This window comes from Aeromonas sp. 25-248 (assembly GCF_053005425.1).
Window position 1 is genome coordinate 1 of record NZ_JBRKTB010000016.1, and the last position, 12,543, is coordinate 12,543.

At 62.2% G+C, this 12,543-nt stretch carries 7 protein-coding genes and 2 tRNA genes; 6 read left to right on the forward strand and 3 right to left on the reverse strand.

Going from position 1 to position 12,543, the window contains the following annotated elements:
• Together ACVDHI_RS17960 and ACVDHI_RS17965 are read left to right on the forward strand one after the other, a co-directional pair.
• Positions 1 to 76: transfer RNA gene (locus ACVDHI_RS17960), tRNA-Lys, on the forward strand.
• Positions 77 to 95: 19 nt separating this feature from the next.
• Positions 96 to 171 (forward strand) — tRNA-Val (locus ACVDHI_RS17965).
• 47 nt (positions 172 to 218) lie between these two features.
• On the opposite strand, the gene ACVDHI_RS17970 is transcribed toward ACVDHI_RS17965, so the two are convergent.
• Positions 219 to 2,324 (reverse strand): methyl-accepting chemotaxis protein, encoded by a 2,106-nt coding sequence (locus ACVDHI_RS17970; RefSeq protein WP_447212361.1) that lies wholly within the window; start codon positions 2,322 to 2,324, stop codon positions 219 to 221.
• A 142-nt stretch (positions 2,325 to 2,466) separates the two neighbouring features.
• Here ACVDHI_RS17970 and nadA point away from each other — a divergent pair, with 142 nt between their 5' ends.
• On the forward strand, positions 2,467 to 3,540 hold the full coding sequence (nadA, locus tag ACVDHI_RS17975; protein ID WP_010672880.1) for a quinolinate synthase NadA: 1,074 nt from the start codon (positions 2,467 to 2,469) through the stop codon (positions 3,538 to 3,540).
• Between the two features lie 71 nt (positions 3,541 to 3,611).
• Here the strand turns inward: nadA and ACVDHI_RS17980 are convergent, their stop codons facing one another.
• Together ACVDHI_RS17980 and gap are read right to left on the reverse strand one after the other, a co-directional pair.
• On the reverse strand, positions 3,612 to 4,472 hold the full coding sequence (locus ACVDHI_RS17980; RefSeq protein ID WP_042015770.1) for a D-hexose-6-phosphate mutarotase: 861 nt from the start codon (positions 4,470 to 4,472) through the stop codon (positions 3,612 to 3,614).
• Between the two features lie 105 nt (positions 4,473 to 4,577).
• Positions 4,578 to 5,573, reverse strand: a complete 996-nt coding sequence (gene gap, locus ACVDHI_RS17985; protein ID WP_010672882.1) for a type I glyceraldehyde-3-phosphate dehydrogenase — start codon at positions 5,571 to 5,573, stop codon at positions 4,578 to 4,580.
• A 346-nt stretch (positions 5,574 to 5,919) separates the two neighbouring features.
• On the opposite strand from gap, the gene malQ reads away from it, so the two are divergent.
• The 3 genes from malQ (at position 5,920) to glgX (ending at position 12,507) form a co-directional block, all read left to right on the forward strand.
• Positions 5,920 to 8,109: a 4-alpha-glucanotransferase gene (gene malQ / locus ACVDHI_RS17990; protein ID WP_010672883.1), complete on the forward strand. Its 2,190-nt coding sequence runs from the start codon at positions 5,920 to 5,922 to the stop codon at positions 8,107 to 8,109.
• An 82-nt stretch (positions 8,110 to 8,191) separates the two neighbouring features.
• Complete coding sequence (glgB, locus tag ACVDHI_RS17995) at positions 8,192 to 10,369, forward strand: 1,4-alpha-glucan branching protein GlgB (RefSeq protein ID WP_447212362.1); 2,178 nt, start codon at positions 8,192 to 8,194, stop codon at positions 10,367 to 10,369.
• A complete protein-coding gene (gene glgX, locus ACVDHI_RS18000) occupies positions 10,369 to 12,507 on the forward strand; it encodes a glycogen debranching protein GlgX (protein WP_069652456.1) in 2,139 nt (712 codons plus the stop codon). Before glgB ends, glgX begins: the two co-directional genes overlap by 1 nt.
• The last annotated feature ends 36 nt before the right edge of the window (positions 12,508 to 12,543 follow it).

Here is a 12,543-nt window from a genome sequence, read left to right on the forward strand (position 1 = left end):
GGGTCGTTAGCTCAGTCGGTAGAGCAGTTGACTTTTAATCAATTGGTCGCTGGTTCGAATCCAGCACGACCCACCATCATTTCAGTCATATCCCAGGTCGTTTAGCTCAGCTGGGAGAGCACCTCCCTTACAAGGAGGGGGTCACTGGTTCGAGCCCAGTAACGACCACCATATTGAAAAGCCCGCAGCGATGCGGGCTTTTTCGTTTCCGTCTGCCATCAGGTTCGCAGTCGATCCAGCTCGCTTGCCAGGGTGGTGGCCGCCTGTTCCAGTGCCTCGCTCAGACGCTGGCTGGCATTGGCCTCTTGTCCCAGGGTGGTGGCGGCGTCACCGATGCGCATCAGGTTCTGGTTGATGGTGTCGCTCACGGCACTCTGCTGCTCGGCGGCGGTCGCCACCTGGCTGATGTGATCATGGATCTGCTGGATCTGGGTGACCACCTGATTGAGTGCCTCGAAGGCCTGCTCCGTACCTTCAACCGTGCTCACCGAGCGGGCGATCCCCGTGCTCATCAGCTGCTGGCTGCTGGTGACCTCGGTTTGCAGGCTGCCGATGAGCTGCCCTATCTCGTCGGTGGATGAGCGGGTCTTGTTGGCCAGCGCCCTCACCTCGTCCGCCACGACGGCAAAGCCCCTGCCCATGTCGCCGGCCCGCGCCGCCTCGATGGCTGCGTTGAGGGCCAGCAGGTTGGTCTGTTCGGCAATGGCCCGGATCACATCGAGAATGTGGCTGATATTGGTGCTGCGCTGGGCGACCTGGGCGACCGCCTTGTCGGCCTGATGCATGTCCTCGACCAGGGTATGGATCTCGCTGCGGGCCCTGCTCAATGTCTGCTGGGCCGTGCTGACATGGTGGGTCGCCGCTTCCGACTCCTGCGCCGCCTGTTCCGCATAGCCCGCCACGCTGACTGCCGTGGTGCTCATCTCGTGCATGGCGCTGACCACGCTCTCCAGCTCCAGGCTCTGATCGTCCAGGCTGCTGCGCATGGCATCGGCCGTCTGCTTCATGCCCCTGGCCTGCTGATGCACCTGTTGCCCAATCTGCTTGCTGCCCTGCACCATGGCCCTCAGCTTGCCGAGGAAGGCATTGAGATGCCTGCCCAGCTCGATGAGCTCCTGGTGGGTGTCGATGCGCATCTGCTGGGTCAGGTCGCCTTCATTGCTGGCGAGGTGGGAGACGTGGCGGCTGATGAGGGAGAGGGGCGCCGTGATGGTCTGGATGAACCAGACAAGCAGCCCCAGGGCCACCAGGGTGATGACAACGATGGCAACCAGCTGCTGCTGCTGGGTCGCCTGCAACAGGCTGCCGAGCTGCTGGCTGATGGTGTTGGCCTGGCTGAGGGCGAGGGCCTTGGGCACCTTGATCATCAGCCACCACTGGTTGTCGGCGGAATCGATCCGTATGGGCTGCTGCAGGATGAAATCGCTGTCGGTATCGGCGGGGCGTCCATTCGGGGCAACCAGTCCGGCCTCTGTCAGGGGGCGCCCCAGTTTGTCCGAATGGCGGTTGCTGCCGACGATGAAGCCCGTCTTGCTGACCAGGGTGACCTCGGCCTGGTTGTCATAGAGGCTCTTGCCAAGGTGCTCGGCCAGTTGCTGAAAGATGGGCAGGTTCATGTCGACCCCGGTGATCCCGGCAAACTTGCCATCCTTGAGGACGGGCACCGTCAGGCTGGTCATCAGCATCTTCTGGCCAGGGCTTATCTCGTAGAGGTAGGGTTCCATCAGGCAGGGGCGACGAGTCTCGCGACCGCAGAGATACCACTCGCTGTTGCGAATGCCGAATTCATTGCGCGAGGTGTCGAACTTGGCGTCACTGGTGGCGGCATCTATGGTCTGCTGCGCGATGTTTCCGTTCTGTTCCCGGGTGAAGTAGACCTCGAGACTGCCCTTACCGGCAACCGAATGGCTGGCGCCCGTCTGCCAGTCGGCGTCCTGTCCGTCGTAACCGTTGGGTTCGAACTGGGCGTAGATGGAACTGATCCCGTTTGCCTGGCGCAGGCGGCTGCCAAGCAGCAGCTCCACTTGTGGGCGACTCAGCCGCTGGTCCGGCTGGGCCATGCTTCCTTCAAGCTGCGCCGCCATGCCGAGCGGTATCTGATAGGCCTGCTGCAACTGGTCTTCGATCTGCACGGCATACCGCTCTGCCTGGAATTGCAGGGAACGGGAAACCTCCTGCTCCAGGGCGCCACGGGTCTGCGCCATGATGTCATCGCGCAGGCCGTTCAGCGAGGAGGACTGTATCCATGTCATGGCGACGCCACTGGCGAGAAAAAGTCCCAGCGTGAGCAACAACAACTTGGTCTTGAGCGAACGTTGTTTCATTCGACAACTCCTTTTGGCAAGAATGACAACGATATGGTCGGAGCGGGTCCTGACAGTTGTACTGTACTGGATTTGTTGATGGGTTTGTGCACGGCTTCTGGTTATAATTTTGGCCTTCCCGAGCGTTGATGGAACAGTCGCAATGAGCAATGCACTGAGCAGTATTCCGCCGGTAGTCGAGATGGACTACCCCTTCCCGGCCAAACCACAGCCCCTGACTCCCGAGCAGAAGGCGACCCTGATCGCCGAGATCAAGGTGCTGCTGCAGGCGCGCCAGGCCGTGCTGGTTGCCCATTACTACACGGATCCCGAGATCCAGGCCCTGGCAGAAGCCACCGGTGGCTTCGTGGGTGACTCCCTGGAGATGGCTCGCTTCGGTCGCGACCATGCGGCCCAGACCCTGATCGTGGCCGGTGTGCGCTTCATGGGAGAGACCTCCAAGATCCTGAGCCCCCACAAGCGGGTGCTGATGCCGACGCTGGAGGCCGAGTGCTCTCTTGATCTGGGTTGTCCCATCGACCAGTTCTCCGCCTTCTGCGATGCCCACCCCGATCACATCGTGGTGGTCTATGCCAATACCTCGGCAGCGGTGAAAGCACGGGCCGACTGGGTGGTCACCTCCAGCATTGCGCTGGAGATCGTCGAACATCTGGACAGTCAGGGTCACAAGATCATCTGGGGCCCGGACAGACACCTCGGCGCCTACATCGAGAAGAAGACCGGCGCCGAGATGCTGCGCTGGCAGGGGCACTGCATCGTGCACGACGAGTTCAAGGCCAAGGCGCTGCGCGAGCTCAAGGCCCAGAACCCGGATGCCGCCGTGCTGGTGCACCCGGAGTCTCCGGCCTCCGTCATCGAGCTTGCGGATGCGGTGGGGTCCACCAGCCAGCTCATCAAGGCCGCCAAAGAGCTGCCCCAGCAAAAACTGATCGTGGCGACCGATCGCGGCATCTTCTACAAGATGCAGCAGGCATGTCCGGAGAAAGAGATGGTGGAAGCGCCCACCGGCGGCGATGGTGCCACCTGCCGCAGCTGCGCCCACTGCCCCTGGATGGCGATGAACGGCCTGGTGGCCATCAAGGAAGCCCTGACCGACGGTGCCGAGCGTCACGAGATCCATGTGGATGAGGCACTGCGTCTCAAAGCGCTTGTCCCGCTCGATCGCATGCTGGATTTCGCCGCGGAGCTCAAGCTCAAGACCCAGGGCAACGCCTGACTGACTCTGATGGCAAGATGCAAAGAGGGCTCCCGCGGGAGCCCTCTTTAATTTATCCGTCAGCCGTATCGTCAGATGATGACGGTGGAGAAGCTGTGCTCCTCGTCGGGCGCGACGGTGATCCCGTCCTCGGCGGTGATGGCCGCCTCGACACAGAGCATGGTGCGATAACCGTCGTCACTCATGTCGGCCATGGCGCTGGCCCCTTCCTGCCAGGGGGTCCAGACCACCACGCTGTCGTGGTTGCCGCTGACCACCCGGGTGGTGCGCTCACCATCCTGCACGCTGACCATGGCATCGGGCTGGCGGTAGATGCGATCCATGGCTGCGGTGACGGTCAGCGCTCCCTGTTGCAGTTCGTTTCGGCCGGTCAGCTTGTCCAGATAGGGTTCGCCGAGGCCGGTCACGGTTACCGCTTCCGGCGCACTGATCTGCAGGTAGGTGTGCAGGGCGGCATTGTAGGTGAGCGCTGACTTGCCGGTGTTGCGGGTGGTCAGCACCAGGGAAAGCTCTTTGCCGACCAGTACGTCCAGCTCCAGCTCGAAGGCATGGGGCCAGAGTGTCCTGCTGGCATCGTTGTCACGCAGGGAGAGGTGGACGAGTGTGCCATCCCCGTGATCGGAGACCCCATCCAGCGTCCACAGGCAGTTGCGTGCGAAGCCATGAGCCGGCTTGCCGCTGCCAACGCGAGCGGGGGAGGGGCCGAACCAGGGCCAGCAGAGGGGAATGCCGCCGCGAATGGGCTTGCTGCCATCCAGTATCGCCTTGTCGCTGAGCCAGAGAGAGGCCGGCTCACCATGGCGTTGGTAACGCAGCACATGGGCGCCAAACAGGCTTATCTCGGCCCTGGCGTGCTCATTGTCTATGGTCAGCAGGGGCAGGCCATCCTGGCTCAGGGTGCAGTGGGCAGTCAGCGTACGTGTCGGTGTCATAAAGGCTCCAGTGCTCGGGGACATTCAGAAAGGGTCCGTGATTCAGAATACAAAAAGGCGGCCATTGGCCGCCTTTTTTCAAGCTACGCGATTGCGCATCCCAAATTACTTGGAGATGTGAGCGATCAGGTCCAGAACCTTGCTGGAGTAGCCCATTTCGTTGTCGTACCAGGAGACGACTTTCACGAAGGTCTTGTTCAGCTGGATACCAGCCTTAGCATCGAACACGGAAGTCTGACGCTCACCCAGGAAGTCGGTGGAAACCACTTCGTCTTCGGTGTAGCCCAGCACGCCCTTCATGGCGCCTTCGGAGGCAGCCTTCATGGCCTGGCAGATTTCAGCGTAGGACGCTTCTTTCTTCAGGTTGACGGTCAGGTCAACAACGGACACGTCCGGAGTCGGAACGCGGAAGGCCATGCCGGTCAGCTTGCCGTTCAGTTCCGGGATGACCACGCCAACAGCCTTGGCAGCACCGGTAGAGGACGGGATGATGTTCTGAGCCGCACCGCGGCCACCGCGCCAGTCTTTGGCAGACGGACCATCAACGGTCTTCTGGGTAGCAGTGGTAGCGTGAACGGTGGTCATCAGGCCGGATTCGATACCGAAGGTATCGTTCAGAACCTTGGCGATGGGGGCCAGGCAGTTGGTGGTGCAGGAAGCGTTGGAAACGATGTCCTGGCCAGCGTAGGAATCCTGGTTGACGCCCATGACGAACATCGGGGTAGCGTCTTTGGACGGACCGGTCAGTACGACTTTCTTGGCACCGGCAGCGATGTGCTTGCGAGCGGTTTCGTCGGTCAGGAACAGACCGGTTGCTTCGGCAACAACGTCAACACCGATTTCGCCCCATTTCAGGTTGGCCGGGTCACGTTCAGCGGTAACACGTACGGTTTTGCCGTTGACGATCAGGTTGCCGTCTTTGACTTCAACAGTGCCCTTGAAGCGACCGTGAGTGGAGTCGTACTTCAGCATGTAAGCCATGTAGTCAACGTCGATCAGGTCGTTGATACCAACCACTTCGATGTCAGCACGCTCAGCGGCCAGACGGAAAACGAAACGACCGATACGGCCAAAACCGTTAATACCTACTTTGATAGTCATAATTGGTTACCTAACTGTTCAGTAGTCAAAGAAAATTCCGTTTGTAAATTTACTAGAACTCCCTCGCGAGTCAACCAACAATCTGCGCGAAATTGCGCTATATCATGAAAAACTGTGAAATTTATTTTCGGTTTATGTAACTGGCTACCAACTTTTGTTGAATGCATCATCAGCAAAGTCGGTGGCAGAGAACAACAATAGTGCCTGCCCGGTCACACATCCAGCCGGGGAGATATGTAAAAATGTGCGCGGTTTAGCATGGCCAAAGAGCCACTGTTCAAGTACCAACCATAAAAATTAATCACAAAATAGCGTAGACAGAATCCACAGCGGGAATTCTCAAACTATGACCACCCTGATTGAACAGCTGGCTGCCGCCAAAGGCATTGCCAGTGAGTATGTTGATGCCTGGGGCCAGCCGGCCCTGGTATCGGAAGAGAGCAAGGCCGCCATGCTGGGCGCCATGGGCTACCGCGTCGATGACGAGGCCGCCCTGTCCGAACAGCTTGAGCAGGAGCACCGCCAGCACTGGCTGCGCGCGCTGGATCCCGTGATGGTGGTACGCAGCGGCGACGCCGTTACTCTTGAGGTTCGCCTCCCCATCGAATTCGTCAACGATGCCCTCACCTGGCAGCTCCAGCAGGAGCAGGGTGCAGTGCTGTCCGGTCAACTCACTCCCATCGAGGGTGAGCTGGTCGGGGTGGCCGAGTTCGAGGAGATGGAGTGTCAGGCCTATCGCGTCACCCTGGATGTGCAGCCTGCGCTGGGTTATCACCAGCTCATCCTGCTGGAAGAGGGCAATGACGAGCCGCTGGCCACCATGCGTCTCATCGTTGCCCCCAAGTCCTGCTACAAGCAGGCGCCCATCGCCAATGGTCGCAAGGTGTGGGGCCCGAGCGTCCAGCTCTACTGCCTGCGCAGCCGCCACAACTGGGGCATCGGCGATTTCAGCGATCTCGGCCAGCTGGTTGAGAATGCCGCCGCCTGGGGAGCCCACTTCGTCGGTCTCAACCCCATTCATGCCCTCTATCCGGCGAACCCGGAGAGTGCCAGCCCCTACAGCCCTTCTTCCCGTCGCTGGCTCAACGTCGCCTATATCGATGTGGAAGCGGTGCCCGAATTCCTGGGCAACGATCGCCTGAAAGCGGAGGTGGCGAGCCCGGCCTTCCAGCAGCACCTCACCTCCCTGCGGGTCAAGGATAACGTGGATTACACCGGCGTCATCCAGACCAAGATCGGGATGCTGCGCCAGGTGTTCGACCAGGCCAGCTTCAGCGCCGAGCGTCAGGCTGCGTTCGATGCCTTCGTGGCTGCCGGCGGTGACAGCCTGCAACAGCAGGCAGCGTTTGACGCCCTGCAGGCCCACTTCTATGCCAAGGGCGAGAATGCCTGGGGCTGGCCGGTCTGGCCCGAGGCGCTGCGCGATTACCACAACCCCGAAGTGGCGGCCTGGATGGCCGAGCACCAGCAGGATGTGGCCTTCTACCTCTATCTGCAGTTCCTGGCTGACGAGCAGCTGGCCCGGGCCGATGCTCGCGCCAAGGCCGCCGGCATGGTGATGGGGATCTACCGGGATCTGGCGGTCGGCGTCTCTGAAGGCTCCACCGAGATCTGGGCAAACCGGGATCTCTACTGCCCGAAAGCCTCGGTCGGTGCACCGCCCGACATCCTCGGCCCCCTCGGCCAGAACTGGGGCCTGCCCCCCATGAACCCGAACCAGCTGTTCGAGGCCGCCTACCAGCCCATGGTGGATCTGTTCCGCGCCAACATGCGCTCCTGCGGCGCCCTGCGCATCGACCACGTGATGGCCTTGCTGCGCCTGTGGTGGGTGCCGCCCGGAGAGTCGGCCGCCAAGGGCGCCTACATCTATTACCCGGTGAACGATCTGCTGGGGATCCTGGCCCTCGAGTCCCACCGCAACCAGTGTCTGCTGATCGGGGAGGATCTCGGTACCGTGCCGGAGGGGATCGACGTGACCCTGAAAGAGAACGGCGTCCACTCCTACAAGGTGTTCTTCTTCGAGCGTTCCAAGGACGATGGCGGCTTCATCTCCCCGGCGCACTACGCCGAGCAGGCGATGTCCGCCCTGACCACCCACGACATGCCGACCCTCAAAGGCTTCTGGCACTGCGACGATCTGGCGCTGGGACGCGAACTGGGCCTGTACCCGGATGAAGACGTACTCAAGACCCTGTATGCTGATCGCCACCAGGCCAAGCAGCGGATCCTTGACAGCCTGCATGCTCATGGGGTCATCTCTGGCAATATCAGTCACGACGTGAACTGGGTCGGCATGAATACCGAGCTCAACCACGGTCTGCAACTGCACATGTCCCGCGGCAGCTGTGCCCTGTTCAGCACCCAGCTCGAAGACTGGCTGGAGATGGACAAGCCGGTCAACGTGCCGGGTACCAGCTACGAGTACCCCAACTGGCGTCGCAAGCTCTCCCGGGATCTGGAGGATATCTTCGCCGACGAGGCGCTCAAGAATCTGGCGGGCAAGATGAGCCGGGCCCGTGACGAGGCCAGCCGTTGAGCCTTGAACGCCAACATGTGACTCACTTTCATCCGCTTCGGCTTCGGCCGAAGCGGATGTTCAGCCATCAAAGGAAATGTCGATGCCCGTTGAACGTTTGGTTGCCGCCCGCTGTGCCGATCCCTTCTCCCATCTAGGCCTGCTGGCCAATCCGGATGGGCCAGGCCTGAAACTCACCGCCTGGTTGCCCGATGCACTCGAGGTCCGGGTCAGGGATCTCAAGTCAGGCAAGATAGTTGCCACCCTGACCGCCGCTGACGAAGCGGGCCTCTTTGAAACTGTTTTCACCCGCCGCAAGAATCCCTTCCCCTACCAGCTCATCGCGACCTACGCCGACGTCAGTGCCGACATCATCGACCCCTATCAGTTCCAGGCCGCCGCCTGGGAGGGGCTGGCGGAACTCACCTGGCAACCGGAAAACCTCTACCACACCCTCGGCGCCCAGTTGCGCACCGTGACGCACCTCGGCCAGCAGGTGGAAGGGGTACGCTTTGCCGTCTACGCGCCGAGCGCCACGGCCGTGAGCCTCATCGGCGATTTCAACTTCTGGGATGGCCGCCGTCACCCCATGCAGCGCAGCCAGTGCGGCCACTGGGTGCTATTCGTGCCGGGGCTCAAGGCCGGGGATCGCTACAAGTTCGAACTGAAAGACCCGGCGGGCAATCGCCTGCCCCACAAGAGCGACCCGGTGGGCTTCTACTGCGAGCAGTACCCCTCGTTCGCCTCCGTGGTCTATGACCACGGCCAGTACCAGTGGCAGGACGCCGCCTGGCGCGAGAGTCAGCTCAATGACAAGCGCGAACAGCCCCTCTCCATCTACGAGCTGCACGTGGGCTCCTGGAAGCGTCACCCCAACGGCGACAGCCTGAGCTGGCGCGAGCTGGCGGTGGAACTGGTGGATTACATCAAGGAGATGGAGTACACCCACATCGAGCTGCTGCCGGTCTCCGAGCACCCCTTCAGCGGCTCCTGGGGCTACCAGCCGGTGGGCATGTTCTCCCCCACCAGCCGCTACGGCACGGCCGACGATTTCAAATACTTCGTGGATCAGTGCCACCAGGCGGGGATCGGCGTGATTCTGGATTGGGTGCCCGCCCACTTCCCGTCCGATGCCCACGGCCTGGCCCGCTTCGACGGCACGCCGCTCTACGAGTACGAAGATCCGCGCCGTGGCTGGCACCCGGACTGGAACTCCTACATCTATGACTTCGGTCGCGACACCGTGCGCCAGTTCCTGGTGGCCAGCGCCCTGTTCTGGCTCGACAAGTTCCACGTCGACGGCCTGCGGGTGGATGCGGTCGCCTCCATGCTCTATCTGGATTACTCCCGCAACGCCGGTGAGTGGGTGCCCAACGTCGATGGCGGCAACCACAACTACGAGGCGATCAGCCTCTTGAAGTGGACCAACGAGGAGGTGTACGGCAAGTACCCCCACGCCATGACCATTGCCGAGGAGTCCACCGCCTTTGCCGGGGTCTCCCGTCCCACCTTCCTTGGCGGCCTGGGGTTTGGCTTCAAGTGGAATATGGGCTGGATGCACGACACCCTCAGCTACATGCAAAAAGAGCCCATTCACCGTCGCTACCACCACAACGACATGACCTTCTCCATGGTGTACCACTATGACGAGAACTTCATTCTGTCCCTCTCCCACGACGAGGTGGTCCACGGCAAGCACTCCCTGCTCTACAAGATGCCGGGGGACGAGTGGCAGCAGGCCGCCAACCTGCGCGCCTACATGGGCTTCATGTATGCTCACCCCGGCAAGAAGCTCAACTTCATGGGCACCGAGATCGCCCAGAGCAACGAGTGGAATCACGATGCCCAGCTGCCCTGGCACCTGTTGCAGTACCCCAGGCACGGTGGCCAGCAGCGGCTGATCCGGGATCTCAACCACCTCTATCGTCATGAACCTGCCTTGTATCAGGCGGATTATGAACAGGCCGGTTTCCGCTGGCTGGATCATCAGGACGCGGACAACAGCATCTTCGCCTGGCTGCGGGCCGACAAGCTGGGGGCCCATCCGCTGGTGGTGGCCTGCAACTTCACCCCGGTGCCGCGCATCGGTTACCGTCTCGGGGTGCCGGCTGCCGGTCGCTATCGGGTGGTGCTCAACACCGACAGCGAGCATTACTGGGGCAGCAACTATGATGTGGGTCTGGTCTTCGTCGCCGAGGCGACCCCCTGGCAGGGGATGGCACACAGCCTGGTGCTGGACTTGCCGCCGCTCGCGACCTTGTTCATCAAACAGGAGTCCTGATGTTTGAAATGGAAAACGGGGTAGATCACCCGCTTGGCGCCCGTCTGGACGAGACGGGCTGCCACTTCTGTGTCTGGGCTCCCCAATCGGACAAGGTGGAGCTCTGCCTGTTCGACGACGAGGAGCAGGAGCTGGCGCGTCTCCCCTTGCCCGGTCGGCGCGGCCAGTACTGGTTCGGCCACGTGCGAGGGGTCAAGGCCGGTCAGCGCTATGGCTACCGGGTGCATGGCTCTCCCCAGGAGGGGTTGCTGTTCGACCCGGACAAGCTGCTGATCGACCCCTATGCCCGTGCGCTCAGCCGTGCCACCCACTGGGACGATGCCCTCTACGAGGGGGACAGCGCGGCCATGGTGGGCAAGTCGGTGGTGGTGGACGATGCCTTCGACTGGCAGGGGGTCGGCAAGCCCGGCATCCCGCCGGAGCGGGTCGTGCTCTACGAGACCCACGTCAAGGGGTTCACCCGCCAGCACCCCGGCATCCCCAAGGCGCTGCAGGGCACCTATCTGGGCATCAGCCACCCGCTGATGATCGAGCATCTGCAGGGGCTGGGGGTGACCTCGGTCCAGCTGATGCCGGTGGCGGCCTTCATGTCCGAGCCCAGGCTCGAGCAGCTGGGGCTGACCAACTACTGGGGCTACAACCCCATCGCCTTCTTCGCGCCCGAACCGCGCTACGGGGCGAAGGATGCGGTGACCGAGTTCAAGACCATGGTGCGCGAGCTGCACCGGGCGGGGCTCGAGGTGATCCTGGACGTGGTCTACAACCACACCGCAGAGTCGGGCTTCGACGGCCCCATGCTCTCCCTCAAGGGGTTTGACAACGCGGGCTACTACGCCTTCGAGTCGGGGGCCCACGGTCCGGATTACCATCGCCACGCCAACGTCACCGGCTGCGGCAACAGCGTCAATCTGGATCACCCCAATACCTTGCGACTGGTGCTCGATGCCCTGCGCTACTGGGTTACCGAGATGCAGGTGGACGGTTTCCGCTTCGATCTGGCGGTCACCCTGGCGCGGGAGGCGGGGGAGTTCGATCCCATGAGCGCCTTCTTCAAGGCCATGATGGCGGATCCCGTGCTGGCGCGGGTCAGGCTCATCGCCGAACCCTGGGACATAGGCCCCTTCGGCTATCGTCTCGGCCAGTTTCCGAGCCAATGGCTGGAGATCAACGATCGTTACCGCGACACGGTGCGCGCCTTCTGGCGCGGGGATGCGGGCAAGATGGGGGATTTTGCCACCCGTCTGGTAGGCTCGCGGGATCTCTTCCCGAAGAACTGGCGCTCCCCCCACACCAGCGTCAACTACCTCTGCTATCACGACGGCTTCACCCTCGAGGATCTGGTCTCCTACAACCAGCGCCACAACCAGGCCAACGGCGAGGACAACCGGGACGGTCACGGCAACAACCTCTCCAGCAACCACGGGGTGGAGGGGCCGACCCTGGACCCGCGCATCAACAACCTGCGCCAGCAGCAGAAGCGCAACCTGATCGCCACCCTGCTGCTGTCACAGGGGACGCCCCACTTCCTGGCCGGGGACGAGATGGGCCGCAGCCAGCTCGGCAACAACAACGCCTACTGTCAGGACAACCAGATAAGCTGGGTGAACTGGCAACTTCGCCCGGAGGACGAGCGGCTGCTCGCCTTCACCCGCCAGATGATGGCGCTGCGGGCGGAGTCCGGGGTCTTCTCCAACCTGCAACTGAGCGACGACGGCTGGAACGGCAAGGCGACCAGCTGCCACCAGGTGAACTGGTATCACCCGGACGGCCATCAGCTCACCGATCAGGACTGGCATGCCCCCATGGGGCAGGCGTTTGCCATGGACATCGGCATGATTGGCTGCACCGGGGAGCGCTGGTACGTGCTGTTCAACGCCAGCGACTATGACATCCAGTTCCGCCTGCCGCCGCCGGGGGAGGGCATGGAGTGGATCCAGACCATCGACACCGCCACCAACGACGGCCTGCCCTTCCTGCCGGACGACATCAAGCGGCAGGTGGCGGTGGGGCGTGCCCACTCCCTCAAGCTGCTGGAGCGGGTCGCCCTGCCGGCGGCGGTGCTGGCGAGTGAAGGGGTGGTGGCAGTGGATGTTGTCGCCGTGTTGCCAACGGGATCACAGTTCCCGCTGGCGGGGTAGAGCCAGGCGCCCTGACTGGGTATGCTGGGCACCGTT